Origin of the sequence: Chelativorans petroleitrophicus (assembly GCF_025398195.1) — a bacterium.
GTDB classification, from domain to species: Bacteria; Pseudomonadota; Alphaproteobacteria; order Rhizobiales; family Rhizobiaceae; genus Chelativorans; species Chelativorans petroleitrophicus.
In genome coordinates this window covers 99,557-120,271 of sequence record NZ_JAODNV010000008.1, presented here as the reverse complement: position 1 = coordinate 120,271, position 20,715 = coordinate 99,557, and the positions used below count along the sequence as shown (strand labels likewise).

The 20,715-nt window shown below is 63.5% G+C and carries 24 protein-coding genes; 14 read left to right on the top strand and 10 right to left on the bottom strand.

Annotated elements, in window-relative coordinates; genetic code table 11:
- Positions 1 to 50: 50 nt before the first annotated feature.
- Positions 51 to 650 (bottom strand): GNAT family N-acetyltransferase, encoded by a 600-nt coding sequence (locus tag NYR54_RS08000; protein ID WP_261515095.1) that lies wholly within the window; start codon positions 648 to 650, stop codon positions 51 to 53.
- Positions 651 to 672: 22 nt separating this feature from the next.
- Positions 673 to 1,617, bottom strand: coding sequence for a homocysteine S-methyltransferase family protein (locus tag NYR54_RS07995; protein ID WP_261515094.1), 945 nt, complete (start codon positions 1,615 to 1,617; stop codon positions 673 to 675).
- Between the two features lie 203 nt (positions 1,618 to 1,820).
- Between NYR54_RS07995 and NYR54_RS07990 the strand changes: the two genes are divergently transcribed.
- On the top strand, positions 1,821 to 2,468 hold the full coding sequence (locus NYR54_RS07990; protein WP_261515093.1) for a TetR/AcrR family transcriptional regulator: 648 nt from the start codon (positions 1,821 to 1,823) through the stop codon (positions 2,466 to 2,468).
- A gap of 98 nt (positions 2,469 to 2,566) precedes the next feature.
- Here the strand turns inward: NYR54_RS07990 and glcF are convergent, their stop codons facing one another.
- The 6 genes from glcF to NYR54_RS07960 are packed head-to-tail and all read right to left on the bottom strand — an operon-like array spanning position 2,567 to position 7,741.
- Positions 2,567 to 3,895, bottom strand: coding sequence for a glycolate oxidase subunit GlcF (gene glcF / locus NYR54_RS07985; protein WP_261515092.1), 1,329 nt, complete (start codon positions 3,893 to 3,895; stop codon positions 2,567 to 2,569).
- Between the two features lie 6 nt (positions 3,896 to 3,901).
- Entirely contained in the window at positions 3,902 to 4,279 is a 378-nt protein-coding gene (locus tag NYR54_RS07980; protein ID WP_261515091.1) for a DUF4870 family protein, read from the bottom strand.
- A gap of 44 nt (positions 4,280 to 4,323) precedes the next feature.
- The gene (gene glcE, locus NYR54_RS07975) at positions 4,324 to 5,532 is read right to left on the bottom strand and encodes a glycolate oxidase subunit GlcE (protein ID WP_261515090.1); all 1,209 of its coding nucleotides are present in this window, start codon (positions 5,530 to 5,532) and stop codon (positions 4,324 to 4,326) included.
- A complete protein-coding gene (locus NYR54_RS07970) occupies positions 5,529 to 5,936 on the bottom strand; it encodes a type II toxin-antitoxin system VapC family toxin (protein WP_261515089.1) in 408 nt (135 codons plus the stop codon). Before NYR54_RS07970 ends, glcE begins: the two co-directional genes overlap by 4 nt.
- Positions 5,920 to 6,186 carry an AbrB/MazE/SpoVT family DNA-binding domain-containing protein gene (locus NYR54_RS07965; protein WP_261515088.1) on the bottom strand — a complete coding sequence of 89 codons (267 nt, stop codon included), beginning with the start codon at positions 6,184 to 6,186 and terminating at the stop codon, positions 5,920 to 5,922. The genes NYR54_RS07970 and NYR54_RS07965 overlap by 17 nt, the downstream gene beginning before the upstream one ends.
- Before the next feature lie 58 nt (positions 6,187 to 6,244).
- Complete coding sequence (locus NYR54_RS07960; protein WP_261515087.1) at positions 6,245 to 7,741, bottom strand: FAD-linked oxidase C-terminal domain-containing protein; 1,497 nt, start codon at positions 7,739 to 7,741, stop codon at positions 6,245 to 6,247.
- A gap of 109 nt (positions 7,742 to 7,850) precedes the next feature.
- On the opposite strand from NYR54_RS07960, the gene NYR54_RS07955 reads away from it, so the two are divergent.
- From NYR54_RS07955 to NYR54_RS07935, 5 genes are read left to right on the top strand one after another with little or no spacing between them, the layout of a single operon-like run.
- Positions 7,851 to 8,690, top strand: a complete 840-nt coding sequence (locus NYR54_RS07955) for a FadR/GntR family transcriptional regulator (protein WP_261515086.1) — start codon at positions 7,851 to 7,853, stop codon at positions 8,688 to 8,690.
- 7 nt (positions 8,691 to 8,697) lie between these two features.
- Positions 8,698 to 9,483 carry a (Fe-S)-binding protein gene (locus NYR54_RS07950; RefSeq protein ID WP_423738593.1) on the top strand — a complete coding sequence of 262 codons (786 nt, stop codon included), beginning with the start codon at positions 8,698 to 8,700 and terminating at the stop codon, positions 9,481 to 9,483.
- On the top strand, positions 9,483 to 10,919 hold the full coding sequence (locus NYR54_RS07945; RefSeq protein ID WP_261515084.1) for a LutB/LldF family L-lactate oxidation iron-sulfur protein: 1,437 nt from the start codon (positions 9,483 to 9,485) through the stop codon (positions 10,917 to 10,919). Before NYR54_RS07950 ends, NYR54_RS07945 begins: the two co-directional genes overlap by 1 nt.
- Positions 10,916 to 11,593, top strand: a complete 678-nt coding sequence (locus tag NYR54_RS07940) for a LutC/YkgG family protein (protein ID WP_261515083.1) — start codon at positions 10,916 to 10,918, stop codon at positions 11,591 to 11,593. Before NYR54_RS07945 ends, NYR54_RS07940 begins: the two co-directional genes overlap by 4 nt.
- Entirely contained in the window at positions 11,550 to 12,329 is a 780-nt protein-coding gene (locus NYR54_RS07935) for a metallophosphoesterase family protein (RefSeq protein ID WP_261515214.1), read from the top strand. The genes NYR54_RS07940 and NYR54_RS07935 overlap by 44 nt, the downstream gene beginning before the upstream one ends.
- Before the next feature lie 16 nt (positions 12,330 to 12,345).
- Here NYR54_RS07935 and NYR54_RS07930 read toward each other — a convergent pair whose 3' ends face one another.
- Positions 12,346 to 12,477 (bottom strand): hypothetical protein, encoded by a 132-nt coding sequence (locus NYR54_RS07930; protein ID WP_261515082.1) that lies wholly within the window; start codon positions 12,475 to 12,477, stop codon positions 12,346 to 12,348.
- Positions 12,478 to 12,720: 243 nt separating this feature from the next.
- On the opposite strand from NYR54_RS07930, the gene NYR54_RS07925 reads away from it, so the two are divergent.
- The 8 genes from NYR54_RS07925 to yihA all read left to right on the top strand — a co-directional run bounded on the left by NYR54_RS07925 (position 12,721) and on the right by yihA (position 19,624).
- Positions 12,721 to 13,362 (top strand): hypothetical protein, encoded by a 642-nt coding sequence (locus tag NYR54_RS07925; RefSeq protein WP_261515081.1) that lies wholly within the window; start codon positions 12,721 to 12,723, stop codon positions 13,360 to 13,362.
- Between the two features lie 31 nt (positions 13,363 to 13,393).
- A complete protein-coding gene (locus NYR54_RS07920) occupies positions 13,394 to 14,140 on the top strand; it encodes a 16S rRNA (uracil(1498)-N(3))-methyltransferase (RefSeq protein ID WP_261515080.1) in 747 nt (248 codons plus the stop codon).
- A gap of 72 nt (positions 14,141 to 14,212) precedes the next feature.
- A complete protein-coding gene (locus NYR54_RS07915; RefSeq protein WP_261515079.1) occupies positions 14,213 to 15,586 on the top strand; it encodes a glutamate--cysteine ligase in 1,374 nt (457 codons plus the stop codon).
- 235 nt (positions 15,587 to 15,821) lie between these two features.
- Positions 15,822 to 15,956: a 50S ribosomal protein L34 gene (rpmH, locus tag NYR54_RS07910; protein ID WP_261515078.1), complete on the top strand. Its 135-nt coding sequence runs from the start codon at positions 15,822 to 15,824 to the stop codon at positions 15,954 to 15,956.
- A 25-nt stretch (positions 15,957 to 15,981) separates the two neighbouring features.
- On the top strand, positions 15,982 to 16,341 hold the full coding sequence (gene rnpA, locus NYR54_RS07905) for a ribonuclease P protein component (RefSeq protein WP_261515077.1): 360 nt from the start codon (positions 15,982 to 15,984) through the stop codon (positions 16,339 to 16,341).
- Positions 16,341 to 18,155, top strand: a complete 1,815-nt coding sequence (gene yidC, locus NYR54_RS07900) for a membrane protein insertase YidC (protein WP_261515076.1) — start codon at positions 16,341 to 16,343, stop codon at positions 18,153 to 18,155. The genes rnpA and yidC overlap by 1 nt, the downstream gene beginning before the upstream one ends.
- A 123-nt stretch (positions 18,156 to 18,278) precedes the next feature.
- Complete coding sequence (locus tag NYR54_RS07895) at positions 18,279 to 18,935, top strand: CatB-related O-acetyltransferase (RefSeq protein WP_261515075.1); 657 nt, start codon at positions 18,279 to 18,281, stop codon at positions 18,933 to 18,935.
- Positions 18,932 to 19,624 carry a ribosome biogenesis GTP-binding protein YihA/YsxC gene (yihA, locus tag NYR54_RS07890; protein WP_261515074.1) on the top strand — a complete coding sequence of 231 codons (693 nt, stop codon included), beginning with the start codon at positions 18,932 to 18,934 and terminating at the stop codon, positions 19,622 to 19,624. Before NYR54_RS07895 ends, yihA begins: the two co-directional genes overlap by 4 nt.
- Before the next feature lie 44 nt (positions 19,625 to 19,668).
- On the opposite strand, the gene tdh is transcribed toward yihA, so the two are convergent.
- Positions 19,669 to 20,703: an L-threonine 3-dehydrogenase gene (tdh, locus tag NYR54_RS07885; RefSeq protein ID WP_261515070.1), complete on the bottom strand. Its 1,035-nt coding sequence runs from the start codon at positions 20,701 to 20,703 to the stop codon at positions 19,669 to 19,671.
- Positions 20,704 to 20,715: the final 12 nt, after the last annotated feature.

Genomic DNA, 20,715 nt, shown 5'->3' with positions numbered 1-20,715 from the left:
AAGGGCGCCCTCGCGGCGCCCTTCTTCATTCTGCTTGGAAGTGTCCGCGCTCAGCAGTTTCTGGCCAACAGAATTGCGTCGCCGTCGCCGTAGTGAAGCGTCGGGTGGGGCACGATCGGCCGCCGATCCATCTCCTGAAAGCCCTGCCTGCGGTAGAACCTCAGAGCAGCCTCGTTGCGCTCGAAGCAGATGAGCGAAACGCGCTGCAGCCCCAGCGAACGGGCAATGCCGTAGACATGCTCCATCAGCCGGCTGCCGATGCCCAGATTGCGGTAGGCTTCGTGAACGGCGAGAGCCGAGACATAGAGCGAGCCCGGATCCTCAAGCTCCGCATAGGGCCTCAACACTGGATCGTTCTTCTCGCTGTCGTCGGCGCTCCCCTCGATCGGAAAGGTATGCACCATTCCGGCGATCTCGCCCCAGCGCAGCGCCACATGGCAGTTTTCGAAGGAGAAGGCCGTGCCCGTGCGGGCATAGCGCGCGGCGCCCACCTCCTCCAGTGTCAGGCCGGGCATATCCATCTTGCTCCAGATATAGGCGGCCAATCCGTCGGATGAGATCAGGAAGAGGCGCGCAATCTCGCCCGCCTCGTCCTGCCGCGCCCGCCGGATTTGATCCTTCGGCATGAGGGCGCTCAGCGGATAAGACATTGAGCCGTCCTCCGGCACCGTCTCACGCGGCTTCCAGGCAGCGGAAGCAGATCTGCTCGATATGGCGGTGGTCGGTACCGCAGCAGCCGCCCAGTATCCGTATCGCCGGGAAATTTGCGGTCAGCCGCCGGTAATCCTCGCCGAGGGCTACCGGGTCGCCGGCTTCCAGCTCCGTCGCCTCATCAAGCTCGGCATGGCTTTTGGCCGATGCGTTGGCGCGTATGCCATAGATGCGTTCAATCCACCGCTCGCCGCGCTTCAGCGCCTGCTCGAAATGCGAGGGATGGGCGCAGTTGATCATGTAGTAGATCGGCGAGCCGTCAGTGGCTTCATCCGTCTCTTCGATTGCCGTGCGCAGGCTTGTACCGTCCGCCAGCCTGCCGTCCGTCTCGACCGTAAAGGACACGACGCAGGGCATCTGGTGCGCCTTGGCCGCCCGGGCGATGCCGATCGCTTCGTTCACCGTGTTCATGGTGATCGCCGAAACCATGTCGGCTTCCGTCCCGTCGAAGACGCTGATCTGGTAGGCGTGGTAGTCTTCGGCCTCGTCCGCTTCCATGCGCCCGGCCTTGTAACCGTCGCCGCGTGGACCGATCACGCCATTGATGACGATCGGGCTTTCCGGCGTCTCCCACTGCTTGCGTAGCCCGGAGCAGAGGCTTACCGCCGCCTCGTTCGCGGCCTTGAGCGCGGACCTGTCATAGCCCAGCAGCTCCCCCCAGTCCAGGTTAGCGCGCCAGGTAGCCGTATCGAGCAGGAAACCGGCGCGATGTTTACGGGCGATCGGCAGGAAGTTTTCGTAATATCGGATGAGATGCTGCCGGCCCTCATCGCTCGAAAGCAGAACGAAAGATGCAAAATGTGGCAAATCCACTTGCTGCAGAAAGATCAGCGAAGTTTCCATGCCGCCGTCACTCAGGAACAGCCCGCCAGCCATCTGCGGCAGGTTCTTGCGATACTTGCTCATTCTCTTGCCTCGATCTGGGGTGTGTTTGAGAGGCGGCCCTTCTGCCAGAACCTTCACTCGGGAACTAGCGTTCTTGTGGTACAGGACGTTCGCGGGCGCGGATTATGATTTTAGATCAATCGGTTAACGAACCCATGGTTCGGCCATGGCATTTATGGTATTATAAAAACCCTACCATCGGTCCAGTTTTCGGAGGCATCCTCATGCGTAAGGGGGAGGCGACGCGTGAGCGCATCCTCGATATTGCGCAGGCCTCGGTGCTGGAGAAGGGCTTCGGCGCAACGTCGATCGAGGAAATCATCGCGGCGGCGGGTATCACGAAGAGCGGCTTCTTCTACCATTTCCGCGACAAGAACGAATTGGCCTACGCGCTGCTCAACCGCTACGTGACGGAGGACATGCGCATTCTCGACGAGGTGTTCGGCCGGGCTGCCGACCTGTGCGACGATCCGTTGCAGTCCTTTCTCGTCGGGCTCAAACTTCTTGCCGAGGTGTTTGCCGATCTACCTGGCGGTCATCCGGGCTGCATGATCGCCTCCGTCTGCTACCAAGAGCGCCTGTTCGACCGCCGCGTGATCGAGCTCAACCGCACGGCGGTGGTAGCCATGAACGCGCGGTTCCGCAGCTACCTGGAGGCGATCGCGGCCGTCTATCCGCCGCGGGAGCCCTTAGATCTCGACACGCTCGCCGAAATGATATCCTGCATCATCGACGGCGGCATCATCATGTCCAAGGTGATGGGGGACCCCAACCGCCTTGTAAGGCAGATCCTTGCCTATCGCGCGCTGATCAAGCAGCACTTCTCGCCGCCGCAGGAGATGGCTTCTCGCCCACCTCCTCTGGCAGCATGAAAAGGGTGTGCCTCGCATCAGCGCGCGTCATCCGCCCTGACTGCAGCATCAAAGCGATCTGACGGTGGTTGCGGAAGCGGCCGTCCCCACGGTTTCGGCTATTCAGCAGCAGCGGCGGGTTCGGAGGCCTGCTGTGGCTCAGGCAGGCCGGCAGGTTTCGGTCCGCCATACGCCCAGTCGAGAAGCTCTACCGTATGGACGATCGGCAGGCGGGTCCCCGTGGCGATCTGCGTGATGCAGCCGATGTTGCCGGTGGCGACGACGGAAGCCCCGGTGGCCTCGATGTTCCGCACCTTGCGGTCGCGCAGACGCCGCGCGATGTCAGGCTGGAGGATGTTGTAATTGCCGGCCGACCCGCAGCAAAGATGCCCCTCGCGCGGCTCCTTCACCACGAAGCCCGCGCGGGAGAGCAGCATCTTCGGCTCGCGCGTGATCTTCTGCCCGTGCTGCATGGAGCAGGCGGAGTGATAGGCGATTGTGAGCCCAGGCGTGATCACGGGTTCCGGCAGGTCGAAGCTGGCGAGATATTCGGTGATGTCCTTCGCCAGGGCCGAGATGCGCCTGGCTTTCTCCGCATAATCCGGATCGAGCCGCAGCATGTGGCCGTAATCCTTGACGGTCGTGCCGCAGCCCGAGGCGGTGATGATGATCGCGTCGAGCCCGCCGTCCTCGATGACGCGGGTCCAGGCGTCGATGTTTCGCCGCGCGAAGGCGAGCGCTTCTTCCTCGCGGCCCATATGGTGCACCAGCGCGCCGCAGCAGCCCTCGCCGGACGCCGGTACGATCTCGATGCCGAGCCGGGAAAGAAGTCGGGCGGTTGCCGCGTTGATGCCGGGGTCGAGCACCGACTGCGCGCAACCTGAAAGCAGTGCCACGCGCCCGCGCGGCTTGCCCGGTCTTGCCGCCTGCGGCTTTTGCGCGGCGGGAACGTCGCGCGGTGCGAGCTCCAGCATGGCGGCTACCGGCTTCAGGCCGGGCATGGCGCTGAGGAGCGGCTTCAGCGGCCGGCCGAGCCTTGCGAGCTTCAGCGCGGCGCGGAAGCGGGCGGGATAGGGGAGAATGCGGGCGAGGGCCGCCCGCGTCACCCGGTCGAGGAGGGGGCGGCGGTAGGTCTTCTCGATATGCGCCCGCGCATGATCGATGAGATGCATGTAGTTCACGCCCGAGGGGCAGGTGGTCATGCAGGAGAGGCAAGAAAGACAGCGGTCGATATGGATCACCGTCTCCCGGTCCGCCGCCCGCCCGTTCTCCAGCATGTCCTTGATCAGGTAGATGCGCCCGCGCGGACTGTCGAGCTCGTTGCCGAGCTCGACATAGGTCGGGCAGGTTGCCGTGCAGAAGCCGCAATGCACGCATTTGCGCAGGATCGACTCGGAATGAGCCGTCCGCGGATCGGCAAGCTGCGCGGGCGTGAAACTGGTTTGCATGATCCTCTAGAGCACCCAGCTTTGCGGATTCCTGATGGGCTCGCCGCGGCTGACGGCTTGCAGGCCGATGACCATGCGCACCACCACCCAGATGGCCGTGAGCAGCAGAAGCAGGAACCCGATGAGCACTACCGTCAGCAGCGCCGAGATCACGGCATAGAGAATGCCGATCCAGAAAGTGCGGATCGCCCAGGTGTAATGCGTCTCCACCCACGCCTCCGATTTGCCGCGGTTGATGTAGGCGAGCACGACACCCACCAGCGCCGATATGCCGATGACGAAACTGACCAGATAGAGGATGTAGATGAGCTGGATGTTGGACGGGCCGGGCTCAAGCCAGCCGGACGACTTGTGTGGAGTGGGCTGCGTGTTTGTGTCACTCATTGTGGGTTCTCCCGATCTCGTGGTGCGATCACTCTATCACTGGCTCATGCGGCCGCCATCCGCCCTGGGTTGAGGATGTTTCTTGGGTCGAACTGCTCCTTCAGCCGGGCCGAGAGAGCGGCGAGCTCTGGCGGCTGCGGCTGGAAGACTGGCAGGGCGGCGCGAACGGCGGGAGTTGCCCGCACCAGCGTGGCGTGCCCGCCGCCGAAATGGACAATCAGCTTGCGCAGGATGTCGGCTTCCGGATCGGCTTCCATGCGTAGCCAGACGAGCCCACCCTGCCAGTCGTAATAGGCGTTCGCTCCGGCGGCGCGGCGGAAGGCGTCAACCATCCTGTGGCCCTCGGTAGGCGCCATGGAGACGCGCCAGACGGCGGCCTCCGTGCCGTCGGTAAAGGGATGGCAGTCGCGGATTTCGCGCCACAGGGTCTGCGACTCCCGTTTTTCGATGATCTCGGCACCGCCAAACTGCTTCAGGAGGCGGGTAAGCAGGTCTATCCGGTAATCCACCGATGGCGCGACGCCCTCCACACGTAGAACCGTGCGCGCAGCGCCGGCAAGGGCGCCGGAGAGAAAGCGGCCGGCCACGCCCTCGGGCAGATGGGCCGCGCCCGAGACCTCGGCGCTCGAGCCCATCGCCTCGCTCATCGCCGCGGCGGCCCGGGCGTCATCGAGGCCGGAAAGAACGAGCGTCTTTTCCGTTTCCGCCGCGGGCAGCACCTTGAAAGTGACATCCGTGACGACCGCGAGCGTGCCCCAGGAGCCGGCAAGTCCCTTGGAAAGATCGTAGCCTGTGACGTTCTTCACCACACGCCCGCCGGACTTGAACGCCTCGCCGCGCCCGGAGACGGCATACACGCCGAGCACATGATCGCGCGCTGCCCCCGCCTTGATCCGGCGCGGGCCGGAGAGATTGGCACAAAGCACGCCGCCAATCGTGCCGTGCCCGCTCTCGCCGCCGAGAAGCGGCCCGTAATCCATCGGCTCGAAGGCGAATTGCTGGTTGTGCTCGGCAAGCAGCCCTTCGATTTCGCTGATCGGCGTTCCGGCTTTCGCCGAAAGCACCAGCTCCTCCGGCTCGTAAAGCGTGATGCCAGAAAGCTGCGAGAGGTCCAGCACGTGCTCCGTCTGCACCGGCCTGCCGATCCCGCGCTTGGAGCCGTGGCCGAGGATTTCGAGCGGGGTTTCCTCGGCTGCGGCCCAGCGGACGATATTGAGCACTTCCTGGGCGGTGGTGGGGGTGAAGGTGGTCATACGAGTTCGCTGGCGTGTTTCGCGGGGATGCCCACCGCGCCGAGGCGGGCGATTGCCTTTTTGTCGAAAGACACAAACGTCTCGCCGCCCATATCCGCGCCTGCGGCGGCGATCACGCCGTCGGCAAAATCCCCGCCAGCATCCAGCATGCGCAGACCAGCAGCCAACGCGACGGTGTCGGTCACGACATTTGCCCTGTCCATGACGGCACGCACCGACAGGGCAACACTGTCGCGCGGAAGGCCATAGACACGATCGAGCACCCAGACGAATTCACAGAAGCAGATTGGGGAGATTACGACCAGTTCGGCATTTTCAAGCACATCGAGTGCCGCTTTTGCCTGAATGACATCGTCACGAACGATCACCCTGACGAGCAGGTTGGTGTCAGCGGTGATCTTCATTTAGCAACCCAGCCCAGCCCTTCTCTATGGCCTCGTTCATCTCCTCAATCGTGGCCACTTTGTCCGTCTTTCCGGCGAGGATGCCGTAGACGTCCTTCCAACTGCCTTTCCTTCTGGCTGCGCGAATTGCCAGCTGGCCGCCCGGTAACGATTCAACTTCGATCTTCTGTCCAGGCTTTACGCCGAGGTGTTGCAGCAGTTCCTTCTTCAGGGTGACTTGACCCTTGGCGGTCACAGTTAGCGTCGTCATCAGTATCGTTCCGTGGATTTATGGGACAAAGTAAGGAATTATTACCTTACTTTCAATTTCAAAACCTCTCCAGCTCCGGAAACGGCATCTGCCCGCGGTGAATGTGCATGCGGCCGAGCTCGGCGCAGCGGTGGAGCTGCGGGAACATCTTGCCGGGATTGAGAAGGTGGTTCGGGTCGAAGGCGCATTTGACGCGGATCTGCTGATTGAGGTCCTCCTCGGTGAACATCTCCGGCATCAGGTCGCGTTTCTCCACACCCACGCCGTGCTCGCCGGTCAAGACTCCGCCGACTTTCACGCACAGCCGCAGGATATCGGCTCCGAAAGCCTCGGCTTTCTCCAGTTCTCCAGGTTTGTTGGCATCGTAGAGGATGAGCGGGTGCAGGTTGCCGTCGCCGGCATGGAAAACGTTGGCCACGCGCAGCCCGTATTTCTCCGAAAGCTCCCGCATGCCCGAAAGCACGCGCGGCAGTTCTTTTCGCGGGATGGTGCCGTCCATGCAATAATAGTCGGGCGAGATGCGGCCGACGGCGGGGAAGGCGGCCTTGCGCCCGGCCCAGAAGGCAAGCCGCTCCCCGTCGGACCTGGAGACGCGGCTTGTCGTGCAGCCATTTCTGGCGGCGATTTCTTCCACGCGCGCAATCAGGTGGTCCACCTCGGCCTGCGGCCCGTCGAGCTCGACGATCAGCAACGCCTCCACATCGAGCGGATAGCCCGCATGAACGAAATCCTCCGCCGCATGGATTGCGGGCCGGTCCATCATTTCCATGCCGCCGGGGATGATGCCGGCGCCGATGATGTCGGCCACGCACTGGCCGGCCTGCTCGTTGGAGGGAAAGCCGATCAGGAGAGCGCGCGCCGTCTCCGGCTTCTTCAGGATGCGCACCGTAACCTCGGTGACGACGCCGAGCAGTCCTTCCGAGCCCGTCATCAGGCCCAAGAGGTCGTAGCCTTCGGCGTCCAGATGCTTGCCGCCGAGACGGATCACGTCGCCGTTCATCAGCACCATCTCGATGCCGAGAATGTTGTTGGCCGTCAGCCCATATTTGAGGCAGTGCACGCCGCCCGAGTTCTCCGCCACGTTGCCGCCGATGGAGCAGGCGATCTGCGAGGAGGGGTCGGGCGCGTAGTAGAAGCCTTCATGCTCGACCGCCTGCGTGATGCCGAGATTGGTCACGCCCGGCTGCGCGACCACCGCCCGGTTGGCAAAGTCGATGTCGAGGATGCGGTTGAAGCGGCTCATGACGAGAAGCACCGCGTCCTGCAGGGGCAGCGCCCCGCCCGAAAGCGATGTGCCGGAACCGCGCGGCACCACGCGGATGTTGCGCTCATGGCAGTATTTGAGAATGCGCGAGACCTGTGCCGTCGTTTCCGGCAGGACCACGACGAGCGGAAGCTGGCGATAGGCGGTAAGCCCGTCGCTCTCGAAGGCGCGCATCTCGCTTTCGCTGTCCACCACGCCTTCGCCCGGCACGATGATGCGCATGTCCGCCACGATCTCCTCGCGGCGCTTCAGCGTCTTCGCATCGGCCTCGGGCATGCGAAGCCCGGACATGAGCGGCTCCATTCCAACACTCGATGCGACTGGTTAAAACATTTGACCAATCGGCGTCAATCTCGCTAGAGTTCGCTTGTGGGACAAAGTCAGCCCGAAGAAACCGTTCGTGAGCACCATCTATTCCAGGATCGAGCAGGGCCGCACCGCCGATGCAGTGGTTCGCCAGATCGAGGCGCTGATCCTCGAAGGCGTGCTGCGCGACGGCGACCGGCTGCCCGGCGAACGGGAGCTCGCCGCCCGGATGAATGTTTCACGCCCCATCCTGCGCGACGCGCTGAAGGCACTGGAGGGTAGGGGGCTTCTGGTGTCGCGGCAAGGCGGTGGAACGCATGTGGCCGACGTGGTGGGCGAGGTTTTTACCGAACCCATGCGCGCTTTGATTGCAAGCCACCCCAAGGCAACGGCCGATTATCTGGAATACCGACGGGAAATCGAGGCGGTCGCGGCCGAAATGGCGGCGCGCCGCGCGACGGAGGCCGACAAAGCGCTTCTTGCCGATATCATCCAGCGCATGGAGCATGCGCACGCGACGGCAGATTTCGCAACGGAGGTGGAGATCGACGTGGAGTTTCACCACGCCGTGGGCGAATGCGCGCACAATTTCGTGCTGCTCCACACGCTACGCTCCTGCTATCGCCTGCTGGCGGACGGCGTATTCTACAACCGTGCGCGCATTTACGACCTGCCGGGCGCGCGCGAGGCTTTGCTTGCGCAGCACAGCGCCATCTTCCGGGCCATCCGCGACGGCGATCCCGCCGCTGCCCGGAAGGCGTCCGTGGATCATATCGCCTATGTGGAGAAGGCGAGCGCCCAGGCCGAGCGCACCGGCGAGTGGGAGCGTGTGGCCGGGCTTCGCCTGCGCCAGCGTATGGAGAAGAATACACAGAGCGCGCGCTCAAGAGGGCGCCTGGCGGGAACGAAACGACCAGCTCAAGCTGGTTCATGAAGACAGGATGAAGCCTTTGGATACAAGAGCACCCAAACCTCCCCGCGTCGGCCTGTTCGTGACTTGCCTGGTGGACCTTTTCCGGCCGACCGTCGGCTTTGCCTCGGTAAAGCTTCTGGAAGAGGCGGGCTGCGAAGTTGACGTGCCGATGGCCCAGACCTGCTGCGGCCAGCCGGCCTACAATTCGGGCGATCGGGCCGACACCATTGCTATCGCGAAGAACACGATCGAAGCCTTCGAGGAATATGATTATGTCGTGGCGCCCTCGGGTTCCTGCGCGGGAATGCTGAAAAAGCATTATCCCGGCCTTTTCGCGGGCGAGGGGATGTGGGAGGCGCGGGCAAAGGCGCTAGCGGAAAAGACATACGAGCTGGTGAGCTTCCTGGTCGATGTGATGGGGGTCAGCGCCGTCAAGGCGGCGCATGACGGCACGGTGACCTATCACGACTCTTGCTCCGGCCTACGGGAGCTCGGCATTGCCGAGCAACCGCGCCGCCTGCTCGCTTCCGTCTCCGGGTTGAAGCTTGTCGAGATGCACGATGCGGATGTGTGCTGCGGTTTCGGCGGCACCTTCTGCGTGAAGTATCCCGACATTTCCAACAAGATCGTCGAGGAGAAGACGGCCAACATCGCGGCGTCGGGCGCCGATACGCTGCTTGCAGGCGACCTCGGCTGCCTCATGAACATGGCCGGCAAGCTTCAGCGTCAGGGCTCGGCGGTGAAGGTGCGGCACGTGGCCGAGGTGCTGGCCGGCATGGATGACGGCCCGGCGATCGGGAGGGGGAAGGACTAATGCAGATCACCTCGCCGGCCTTTAAGGAGAACGCGCGCCAGGCGCTTGCCGATCCGCAGCTTCAGAAGGCCATGCTGCATGTGCGCTCCGGCTTCATCGACAAGCGCCAGCACGCGGTCGATGCCCTGCCGGAATTCGAGGCGCTGCGGGAATCCGCCCGCGCCATCAAGGACCATACGCTCGCTCACCTCGACATCTATCTGGAAGCCTACGAGGAGAAGGTGAGGGCGGCGGGCGGCCACGTGCACTGGGCCGAGACGGCCGCCGATGCCCGCAGGATCATCCTCGACATATGCCGCGCCGCCGGCGCCCGCACGGTGACCAAGGGCAAATCCATGATCACCGAGGAGATCGGCCTCAACGAGTTCCTGGAAAAGGAGGGTATTCGGCCGGTCGAGACGGACCTCGGCGAATACATCATCCAGCTTCGCGGCGAGCACCCTAGCCACATCATCGCGCCCGCGGTTCATCTCACGAAGGATCAGGTGGAGGCCGACTTCCGCCGGGTGCATGATCATCTGCCACCCGCGCGCGATCTCTCGGAGCCCGAATCGCTGCTCGGCGAGGCGCGGCGCGTGTTGCGCTCGCAATATTTCCAGGCCGATGTCGGCATCACCGGCGCCAATTTCCTGGTCGCCGAGACGGGTAGCTCCGTCATCGTTACCAATGAGGGGAATGGCGATCTGACGCAGATTCTGCCCAAGGTGCACGTGGTCGTGGCCTCGATCGAGAAGATCGTGCCCACCCTCGAGGACATGAGCCAGATCCTGCGCGTGCTCGCCCGCTCCGCGACGGGACAGGACATGAGCGTCTACACCACGCTGTCCACCGGACCGCGCCGCCCGGGCGACCCCGACGGGCCGGAGGAATATCATGTCGTGCTTCTCGACAATGGCCGCTCGGCCATGCTCGGCACCGAGTTCCAGGACATGCTGCGCTGCATCCGCTGCGGCGCCTGCATGAACCACTGCCCGGTCTATCACGCCGTGGGCGGCCACGCCTATGGCTGGGTCTATCCGGGACCCATGGGGGCGGTGCTGACGCCATCTCTGATGGGAGTGGACAAGGCCGGGCATCTGCCCAACGCCTCCACCTTCTGCGGGCGTTGCGAGGCGGTCTGCCCCATGAAGATTCCCCTGCCCAAGATGATGCGTCATTGGCGCGAACGCGAATTCTCCCGCGGCCTCAATCCGGCGGTGCAGCGTTACGGCCTGGGCGCCTGGGCGTTCTTTGCCCGCCGCCCGCGTCTTTACCGTGTCCTCACGTCGCTTGCCGTTCCGGCGCTCGCGCTGTTGGGAGGACGGCGGGGCCGCTTCCGCCACCTGCCGCTTGCGCGCGGCTGGACGAAGCATCGGGATTTCCCCGCGCCCGAGCGCCGCACATTCATGCAGCAATGGCGTGAACGGGAAGTCTGGAAGCAGGAGGCGCGGGTATGAGCGGGCGCAGCGTGATACTGGCCAGGATACGCACGGCCCTTAAGGTGGCGCCGGACGATGCCGCGCGGGCCTCGGCTGTGGCCGGGCGGCTGGCTGCGTCTCCGCTCGGCGTCATACCCGCCCGCGGCCAGCTGCCTCAAAAGGAGCGCGTGGAGCTTTTCTGCCGCATGGCCGAGAAGGTTTCGGCCACCGTCAAGCGGGTAAGGAAGGCGGAAAGCGTGCCGAAAGCCGTTGCCGCCTATCTGCGCGCCAGGAATCTGCCCGCAAGCGTGCGCATGGGTGCCGACGGACGGCTCAAGGCCATGCCTTGGACCTCGGTGCGCTCGCTTGAGGTGAAAAACGGCCCGGCCGAGCCGGAGGACATGGTGGGCGTCAGCCATGCTGTTGCCGGGGTAGCCGAGACGGGCACCATTGTGCTTCATTCGGGGGCGGACAATCCCACCACCGTCAATTTCCTGCCGGAGCACCATATTGTGGTGGTGGATGCAAAGGACATCACCGGCGATCTGGAGACGGCGCTTTCCGGGATCCGGCAGGCTTTCGGCAAGGGCGAGATGCCGCGCACTTTGAACCTGATAACGGGGCCTTCCCGTTCCGGCGACATCGAACAGAAGCTGCTGCTCGGTGCGCATGGGCCGCGTGCGCTGCATCTCATCGTGGTCGATGGCGGGTGAGGCGGGAATCCATTTCGACGATGCCTCGGCGCCGCCCGGCATGCGCATCTACGCGGTGGGCGACATTCACGGGCGTTTCGATCTTCTGTCGGAAATGCACCGCCAGATTATGGAGGAGATCGGGCGGGACAGACCCGGCGACTGGCGCCTCATCTTTCTAGGCGATTACGTTGACCGCGGGCCGGATACCCGCCGGGTCCTCGACCTGCTTTCGCACGCGACCCAAGCCGACCCCCGCGTGATCGCGATAGCGGGCAATCACGATCTCGGCATGCTGGACTTCCTGTCCCAGCCGCGCGCCGACAGCCTGTTTGCCAATAACGGCGGTGAGGCTACCGCCCGCTCATATGGCGTGGCGCTGCGGTTCTATCCGGAGGAAGCTCTGCTGCAAGGCTGGGATGAACTGCGCCGGTCCATTCCGGAGGAACACCTGACCTTCCTGCGCGGCCTTAGACCTTCCGTCTGCTTCGGGGACCTCTTCTTCTGCCATGCCGGCATCCGGCCGGGTGTCCCCCTGGAGGAGCAGGAGAATACGGACCTGATCTGGATCCGCGAGCGCTTTCTTCACCATGCCGGGCTTCATCCCAAGCTCATCGTGCACGGTCACACGCCCCACGACAGGCCCGAGATTCTGCCCAACCGGGTGAATCTGGACACCGGCGCCTTCCATACCGGCCGGCTCACGGCCATGATGTTCGAGGGCAGAACGAAGCGGCTTCTGGAAGCGGCGTTGTAGCGCCTTCCCGGCCGTCCTATCGGGCCAGATCGACCACGCCGTAGCCGTGGGCGGCCTGATGGTTACCGGAGGCGGTGGCGGTGTAGATCCCCGCGCCGCTGATCATAACAGCGGAGAACAGCATCAGTGAAAGGATAGCAGCACGCATCGGGCTCATCCTGATTCGTACAGACAATTAGAGATAAAAGCACCCGGGTTACCAACTGGTTCCCATGAGTGCGCTTGGTGAGTTTTCGCGCAAACAGATGGTGATTCCGCGCGGAGGATACAAGCCGGCTATCGTGGGCTCCCCCTTTTCATCCGGCAGTGTTGCTTCTTTGCCGCGCCCGGATTTAAGCCATGCCGGCAGGCGGGTTGATCGCGGGGCGCGAGCCGGCGCAAAATGCCTCCCATGCCTCTCCAGAACCGCGTAGACCCCTTCGGAGCTATTCATGCCGTTGCGGCGCGTGGCCTCTTCACCGGCAATCGCGGTGTGATCCACGATCCGGATACCAGGACGCTGCTCAGGCGGCGCTGGGCCACGAAGGCCTGGATCATCTGCGAATGCGACTTCCGGGGACAGCGCCGCGAGGTGATGGGGCGCAACGCCCCTGGAGGCAGGCCGGGCTGGACGGAACTTTTCTTTCTTGACGAGGTGACCGCGCTCGCCGCCGGTCACCGGCCATGCTTCTATTGCAGGCGTGACAGCGCGCTTGCTTTCGCCAGTTGCCTGGCCGGGGGAGAGGGACCGCGGACACCCGCACCGCAAATGGACGCACGGCTGCATGCGGAGCGCCGGGCGTCGGGCGGTGCCGTCCTTCCGCTTGAGCCCGCGCAGCTTGCCGATTTGCCGGACGGCACCATGGTTGAGCAGAACGGCCTAGCTTACGCGCTGCGTGGAGGAAGGCTTCTTCCCTGGGATTTCAGCGGCTATGGCCCGCCGCGAAAGATTTCCGATATGAGCACAGCCGTCTTTACCCTGATCACGCCGCCGTCCACCGTCGCGCGTCTTGCCCGCGGCTACCGTCCGGTGTGGCATCCGAGCGCCTATTGACCGCGCGCCCGCGCCGAAGCATCAACAAACGATGCGGGCGAATTACAAGATGCAGCGGCTTTATGTGACGTGCGACCTGGGGGCCGGGTTCACGGTCGAGGCCACGCGCGAGCAGGCACATTATCTGGCGAATGTGCTGCGCATGCGGGAGGGCGCGGAACTGCTCCTCTTCAACGGACGCGACGGCGAATGGCGGGCGGCGATCACGGCGCTCTCGAAGAAGTCCGCGCAGCTGTCCGTAGCCGAGATGGCGCGCGCCCAGACGCCTTATCCCGATCTTCTCTACTGCTTCGCGCCGCTCAAGCAGGGCCGGCTCGATTATCTCGTGCAGAAGGCGGTGGAGATGGGCGCGGGCGTGCTTCAGCCGGTGCTCACCCAACACACGCAGGTGCCCAAGCTGGGCCTCCCGCGTCTTCAGGCAAATGTGATCGAGGCGGCGGAGCAGTGCGGTATCCTCTCCATTCCATCCGTGCGCGAACCGGTGAAACTCGAACGCCTGCTGGCGGAATGGGAGGCAGGCCGCAGGCTTGTCTTTTGCGACGAGGATGCGCCGGGCAACAATCCGCTCCCGGCCGTCAGCCGTCTTGCCGGCGAAAGGCTGGCGCTTCTCGTGGGCCCGGAGGGCGGTTTTTCGGAGGCGGAGCGGCAATTGCTGCGCTCGCTTCCCTTCGTGACGCCCGTGCCTCTCGGCCCACGCATTTTGCGCGCCGACACGGCGGCGGTCGCGGCAATGGCCATCCTCCAGGCGGCGGCCGGTGACTGGCGGGACGAGGCTTGAGCGGCGTTCAGAACTTTTGGCTTGATTGCGGCTGCCGTCTTCTCCAATGAGGCGGAGCTTTTGGAGACGAAGATGGCGCGGGACACGACCGATAATCGGCCGATCGAAACGGTAGACGAACTCATCTCGTTTCTGGCGGAGGGGTGCAAGCCCAAAGAGGCCTGGCGCATCGGCACCGAGCACGAGAAATTTCCTTTCTATGTCAATGGAAACCGCCCCGTGCCCTATGAGGGCGATCGCGGCATCCGCGCGCTTCTGGAAGGCATGCAGCGAATACTCGGCTGGAACCCGATCCTCGACGGCGGCCACATCATCGGCCTTGTGGAGCCCACCGGCCAGGGTGCGATCTCGCTGGAGCCGGGCGGCCAGTTCGAGCTGTCGGGCGCGCCGCTCAAGACGCTTCATCAGACCTGCCGCGAGGGCAATGCCCATCTGGCGCAGCTTCGCGAGATCGCGGAGCCGCTCGGCATCCGCTTCCTGGGGCTCGGCGCGAGCCCCAAATGGCGGCTTTCCGAAACGCCCAGGATGCCCAAGTCGCGCTACGACATCATGACGGCCTATATGCCCAAGGTCGGTCGGCACGGGCTCGACATGATGTACCGCACCTGCACCATTCAGGTGAATCTGGATTTCTCCTCCGAAGCCGACATGCGCCGCAAGATGCAGATCGGCCAGCGGCTCCAGCCGCTGGCGACGGCGCTTTTTGCCAATTCGCCCTTTACCGAGGGTACCGTCAACGGCTTCCAGTCTTGGCGCGCGGAGATCTGGCGCGATACGGACAATCAGCGCGCCGGTCTCCTGCCCTTCGTGTTTGCCGAGGACTTTGGATTCGCCGATTATGTCGAATGGGCGCTCGACGTGCCCATGTATTTCGTGATCCGGGACGGCCGCTATTACGACTGCACCCATGTGACCTTCCGCCAGTTCATGCACGGCGCGTTGCGTGACGAGGTGCCGAACGGCATGCCCACCATGGGCGATTGGGCCAATCATCTCTCCACCCTCTTCCCGGACGTGCGGCTGAAGCGCTTCATTGAAATGCGCGGTGCGGATGGCGGCCCATGGCGGCGCATCTGTGCGCTGCCCGCCTTCTGGGTCGGGTTGCTCTACGACGATGAGGCAATCCAGGCGGTGGAGGATTTCACTCGCGACTGGACCTTCGAGGAGGTGCAGAGGCTGCGCGATACGGTGCCCGTCGAGGGGCTTTCCGCCAGCTTCCGCAACCACGATCTACGCGAAACCGCGCGCAAGGTGTTGGCGATCGCCCGCACCGGACTGGCCAACCGCGCATGCCGGAACCGCGAAGGGTATGACGAAACCGGTTTCCTGGCTCCGCTGGAGGAGATCGTCGCCCGCGGCACAACAAGCGCGCAGGAGATGGTGGCCGCCTACAACACGCGCTGGGGCGGCTCGATCGAGCCGGTGTTTCTGGAACATGCGTATTGAGGGAAGAGCGAATAGCGAATAGGGAGTAAGCGTCGAAGATAGCCCTTTTCTATTCGCTATTCCCTATTCGCTCTTTCCCCTTCCCCTTCGTTGACTTTCCAGAGCCCGCTTTTTATAAGCCCCGCACGTTCGGGCTGGCCGCCCGGCGCGTAATTTTGCGTCCTGTGCGGCCGAAGAAATGCTCCTGTTCGTCGAGACAGAATGAAGAAGGGCCGCACGCCGCGGTATTAAATAAATGAAGCGCACTTATCAGCCCTCGAAACTCGTTCGCAAGCGCCGGCATGGATTTCGCGCGCGTATGGCCACCAAGGGCGGCCGCCGCGTGATTGCGGCACGTCGCGCCCGTGGTCGCAAGCGGCTTACGGCCTAAATATTCAGTCGCGTGGGGCAAGGCGTTGCCGGGTCGAGCGCCGGAGCGGCTCACCAAACGCGCCGAGTTCCTCGCCGTACAGCGTGGTGCGAAACGCCGCGGGCCCTTGTTCCTTCTTGAGGTGCTGGAGCGCGGGGACGACGGCCCGCCGCGGCTCGGTATCACGGTGACGAAGAAAACAGGCAATGCGGTGGAGCGGAACCGCATCCGCCGGCGGTTGCGTGAAGCGGTTCGCACGCGCGCGGCCGATGAAATGGCGTCCGGCACCGACTATGTGATCGTGGGGCGGCGCGAAGTGCTGGATGCGCCGTTCGAAACGCTCCGAAACGAGTTGTCACGGCGTATCCGCGGCAAGAGACCCGCTGGTGCGGGCCAGGGAAACTGATGGACAACACTCGCAACCTCATCATCACGGTCATACTGTCAGTACTGATCCTGACCGTCTGGCAGGTCTTCTACGTCAATCCGCGCATCGAGGCCGAGCGCGAGGCCGCCCGGATCGCGGCGGAGCAGGCGGGCGAGACTGCGAACCCGTCGGATGTTGAGGGGGCGGACATACCGGCTCCAGGCAACGGGCAGGCGGATGCGACGGTGCCCGGTGCCGGGGGCGCTGCGGTCGCCGCCAGCCGCGACACCGCGCTGGAGCAGGCGGCGCGCGTGAAGATCGATACGCCTCGCGTGTCCGGCTCGATCAATCTCGTCGGCGGACGGCTGGATGATCTCCTGCTCAAGGACTATCGCGTCACCGTCGATAAGGATTCGCCCAATATCGAGCTTCTGAACCCGGCACCCCTGCCGGACGGCTATTTCGTGGAGATCGGCTATGTGGGGGATGCGGCGGCAGGTTCCGTCCCGACCCACGACACGCAGTGGACGGTTGCCGAAGGCTCCATGCTCACCCCGGACACGCCGGTAACGCTCAGCTACACGAACGAGAAGGGCCTCACCTTCAAGCGCACCTTCTCGGTGGATGAAGACTATCTCTTCACCGTCACCGACACGATCGCGAACGCGAGCGGGGAAGCCGTCGCCTTAAGAGGCTACGGCCGCATCACGCGGTTCGGATTGCCGGCAACGCAGGGCTTCTACATCCTGCACGAAGGCCTCATCGGCGTGACCGGCGAGGAGGGCCTGCAGGAGATCGACTATTCCGACCTGCAGGAGAAGGGGGCCATCACGCCCGGCAAGTCCACGGACGGCTGGCTTGGCATCACTGACAAATATTGGGCCGTGGCGATGGTCCCGCGCGCCGAAACGGAGTTCCAGCCGCGCTTTGCCTATTTCGGCGACGGACGGGAGCGGTTCCAGGCGGATTTCCTCAACGATGCGACGACGATCGCTCCGGGCAGTGAAGCGACCGTTGAGACGCTGATCTTCGCCGGCGCCAAGGAGGTGAGCGTCGTCGACAAGTATGAGGAGGAACACGGCATCCGCCAGTTCGATCTTCTGATCGACTGGGGCTGGTTCTACTTCATTACCAAGCCGATGTTCTACCTGATGGACTGGCTCTACAGGCTGCTCGGCAATTTCGGTCTGGCGATCCTCGCCACCACGGTCATCGTCAAGCTCCTCTTCTTCCCGCTCGCCAACAAGTCGTACAAGTCCATGGCGAACATGAAGAAGGTGCAGCCGGCCCTGCTCGAAATCCGCGAGAAATACGTGGACGACAAGATGAAGCAGCAGCAGGCGATGATGGAGCTCTACAAGAAGGAGAAGATCAATCCGCTGGCGGGCTGCTGGCCGGTTCTCATCCAGATTCCGGTCTTCTTCGCGCTCTACAAGGTGCTCTATGTGACGATCGAGATGCGGCATGCGCCCTTCTTCGGCTGGATTCAGGACCTTTCGGCGCCCGACCCCACCTCGATCTTCAACCTGTTCGGCTTGCTGCCCTACGACGTGCCGGCCTTCCTGATGATCGGAGTATGGCCGCTTATCATGGGTCTGACCATGTTCCTGCAGATGCGGATGAACCCGACGCCGCCGGACCCGACCCAGGCCATGATCTTCAACTGGATGCCGGTGATCTTCACCTTCATGCTGGCGAACTTCCCGGCGGGTCTCGTTATCTACTGGGCGTGGAACAACCTGCTGTCGATCATCCAGCAGGGCGTGATCATGAAGCGCCAGGGCGCCAAGATCGAGCTTTGGGATAACCTCGCAAGCTTGTTCAAGAGAAAGAAGGCCGATCCGGCGGAGTAGGAGCCATCGGCTCCCTGCGCCGGCGCAGGCCGCCGGTTCGGTCGGATCGCGTTCCTTGTAGCGCTTGCCCCTCGCGGATCGAGCGGAGACAATCGCGACGTTTCTGAGAGCGGAGGTGTCGCCATGCACGGTCCCAAGCCCGAGATCAAGCATCCGATCTATCTGCATCCGCGTGTCGGATTCCTGAAGCCGCTTGTCGACAGGCCCAATATCGAGATCGGCGAATACACCTATTACGACGATCCCGAGGGCCCCGACAATTTCGTCGAAAAGTGCGTACTACATCACTACGAGTTCATCGGGGACAAGCTCATCATTGGCCGGTTCTGTGCCATTGCGGAGGGTGCCCGCTTCATCATGAACGGCGCGAACCATGTACTCGGCGGCTTTTCCACCTATCCTTTCAACATCTTTGGCCAGGGCTGGGAAAGAGGCTTCGACGAGGAGAGCTGGCGGCGCGAGATCCGCGGCGACACGGTGATCGGCAATGACGTGTGGATCGGCTTCGACGCGGTGATCATGCCGGGCGTCAAAATAGGTGACGGCGCGATCGTGGGAGGCAAGGCCGTGGTGACGCGCGACGTGCCACCCTATGCGGTGGTGGCCGGCAATCCGGCTCGGGTGGTCAAGATGCGCTTCGATCCGGCAACCATCGAGCGGCTGCTGGAGATCGCCTGGTGGAACTGGTCTCCCGAGAAGATCACGCGCCATCTCGATGCCATTCGCGGCAATGACCTCGCACGGCTCGAGGCGGCGGCGCGTGAGGAAGAAGGGGCATGAACGAGGCAGTGGAAAATACGGCCAAGCTCTTCGCTCGCCCTTGGATATTCATCCGCGGCGTTCCGGCGATGAAATTCCTGCCGCCGGAAGGGCCGCCGGAGGTCGCCTTCGCGGGCCGGTCCAATGTAGGCAAATCCTCACTTATCAATGCGCTGGTGGGCCAGAAGGGGCTTGCCCGCACATCGAACACTCCCGGCCGGACGCAGGAGCTGAATTACTTCGTGCCGGAGGGCTATAGCGGCGAGGCAGGCGACCTGCCGCCCATGGCCCTGGTGGACATGCCGGGTTACGGCTTCGCCAAGGCGCCGAAGGCCCAGGTCGAGGCCTGGACGAGACTGATCTTCGATTATCTGCGTGGCCGGGTGACGCTTAAGCGCGTCTATCTCCTGATCGATGCGCGCCACGGGGTGAAGAAGATCGACGAGGAGGTGATGGATCTGCTCGACAAGGCTGCCGTCTCCTATCAGCTCGTGCTCACCAAATCCGACAAGATCAAGCAGGCCGCGCTGGCGAAACTGCTCGAAGAGACGCGGCGGAAGATTGGAAAGCGGCCCGCCGCCTTTCCCGAAATCCTCGCCACCTCGGCGGAAAAGGGGAGGGGCATCGACGATCTGCGCGCGGCGATCGTTCTGGCGGCAAGCGCAATTCCGGGAAAAGTGGATACCGGTTTTCCGTCCGAAATTGCGTAAAGCAATAAGCGGAGTGCGCGCAGGCAGCCTGAAGGCCGCCGCTCCTACCAGTCCATCACCACCTTGCCGGCCTCGCCGCTCTTCATCGCCATGAAGCCATCTCGGAAATCGTCCGCGCCGATCCGGTGCGTGATTAACCTCGAGACATCCAGCGGCCCTTGCACCAGCGCAATCATCTTGTACCAGGTCTCGAACATCTCGCGGCCGTAGATGCCCTTCAGATGCAGCATCTTGAAGATGACCTTGTTCCAGTCGATCTCGAAGGCGGCCGGCGCAATGCCGAGAATGGCGATCTTGCCGCCATTGTTCATGGCGTCGATCATGTCGCGGAAGGCCGAGGCCGAGCCTGACATTTCAAGCCCCACGTCGAAGCCCTCGGTCATGCCGAGCCGCTTCATGACATCGCCGAGCTTCTCCTCGCGAGCGTTAACGGTGTTCTGCACGCCCAGCTTTCTGGCCAGCGCGAGCCGGCCCGGATTGATGTCGGTGATCACCACCTTGCGCGCGCCCACGCATTGCGCCACCAGCGCGCCCATGATGCCGATAGGCCCGGCACCCGTCACCAGCACGTCCTCGCCCACCAGATCGAAGGAAAGCGCGGTGTGGACCGCATTGCCCAGCGGGTCGAAGATCGCGGCGATCTCGTCGGGAATGTCGTCCGGAATCGCCACTACATTGTGCTGCGGCAGGGCAAGATACTCTGCAAAGGCGCCGGGGCGCTGAACGCCTACCCCCAGCGTGTTGCGGCATAGATGCCCGCGGCCCGCCCGGCAGTTGCGGCAGTGTCCACACACGATGTGCCCTTCGCCCGAGACGCGCTGCCCTACGCGGTATTCGGTCACGGCGGAGCCGACATCGGCCACTTCACCCACGAACTCATGGCCGGTTACGAGCGGGACGGGCACGGTCTTCTGCGCCCATTCGTCCCAATTCCAGATATGCACGTCCGTGCCGCAAATGGCGGTTTTCTTCACCTTGATGAGCACGTCGTTGGGGCCGATCTCCGGCAGGGGTACGCGCTCCATCCAGAGCCCTTCCTCGGGCTTCGCCTTCACCAGCGCCTTCATCATATTGGACATTTCATCATCCTC

Bases quoted from the DNA above. Each gene is read 5' to 3' on its own strand.
- NYR54_RS08000 (WP_261515095.1), bottom strand. From the start codon at position 650: ATGTCTTATCCGCTGAGCGCCCTCATGCCGAAGGATCAAATCCGGCGG.
- NYR54_RS07995 (WP_261515094.1), bottom strand. From the start codon at position 1,617: ATGAGCAAGTATCGCAAGAACCTGCCGCAGATGGCTGGCGGGCTGTTC.
- NYR54_RS07990 (WP_261515093.1), top strand. From the start codon at position 1,821: ATGCGTAAGGGGGAGGCGACGCGTGAGCGCATCCTCGATATTGCGCAG.
- glcF (WP_261515092.1), bottom strand. From the start codon at position 3,895: ATGCAAACCAGTTTCACGCCCGCGCAGCTTGCCGATCCGCGGACGGCT.
- NYR54_RS07980 (WP_261515091.1), bottom strand. From the start codon at position 4,279: ATGAGTGACACAAACACGCAGCCCACTCCACACAAGTCGTCCGGCTGG.
- glcE (WP_261515090.1), bottom strand. From the start codon at position 5,532: ATGACCACCTTCACCCCCACCACCGCCCAGGAAGTGCTCAATATCGTC.
- NYR54_RS07970 (WP_261515089.1), bottom strand. From the start codon at position 5,936: ATGAAGATCACCGCTGACACCAACCTGCTCGTCAGGGTGATCGTTCGT.
- NYR54_RS07965 (WP_261515088.1), bottom strand. From the start codon at position 6,186: ATGACGACGCTAACTGTGACCGCCAAGGGTCAAGTCACCCTGAAGAAG.
- NYR54_RS07960 (WP_261515087.1), bottom strand. From the start codon at position 7,741: ATGTCCGGGCTTCGCATGCCCGAGGCCGATGCGAAGACGCTGAAGCGC.
- NYR54_RS07950 (WP_423738593.1), top strand. From the start codon at position 8,698: ATGAAGCCTTTGGATACAAGAGCACCCAAACCTCCCCGCGTCGGCCTG.
- NYR54_RS07945 (WP_261515084.1), top strand. From the start codon at position 9,483: ATGCAGATCACCTCGCCGGCCTTTAAGGAGAACGCGCGCCAGGCGCTT.
- NYR54_RS07940 (WP_261515083.1), top strand. From the start codon at position 10,916: ATGAGCGGGCGCAGCGTGATACTGGCCAGGATACGCACGGCCCTTAAG.
- NYR54_RS07935 (WP_261515214.1), top strand. From the start codon at position 11,550: ATGGGCCGCGTGCGCTGCATCTCATCGTGGTCGATGGCGGGTGAGGCG.
- NYR54_RS07930 (WP_261515082.1), bottom strand. From the start codon at position 12,477: ATGCGTGCTGCTATCCTTTCACTGATGCTGTTCTCCGCTGTTATGATC.
- NYR54_RS07925 (WP_261515081.1), top strand. From the start codon at position 12,721: ATGCCTCTCCAGAACCGCGTAGACCCCTTCGGAGCTATTCATGCCGTT.
- NYR54_RS07920 (WP_261515080.1), top strand. From the start codon at position 13,394: ATGCGGGCGAATTACAAGATGCAGCGGCTTTATGTGACGTGCGACCTG.
- NYR54_RS07915 (WP_261515079.1), top strand. From the start codon at position 14,213: ATGGCGCGGGACACGACCGATAATCGGCCGATCGAAACGGTAGACGAA.
- rpmH (WP_261515078.1), top strand. From the start codon at position 15,822: ATGAAGCGCACTTATCAGCCCTCGAAACTCGTTCGCAAGCGCCGGCAT.
- yidC (WP_261515076.1), top strand. From the start codon at position 16,341: ATGGACAACACTCGCAACCTCATCATCACGGTCATACTGTCAGTACTG.
- NYR54_RS07895 (WP_261515075.1), top strand. From the start codon at position 18,279: ATGCACGGTCCCAAGCCCGAGATCAAGCATCCGATCTATCTGCATCCG.
- yihA (WP_261515074.1), top strand. From the start codon at position 18,932: ATGAACGAGGCAGTGGAAAATACGGCCAAGCTCTTCGCTCGCCCTTGG.
- tdh (WP_261515070.1), bottom strand. From the start codon at position 20,703: ATGTCCAATATGATGAAGGCGCTGGTGAAGGCGAAGCCCGAGGAAGGG.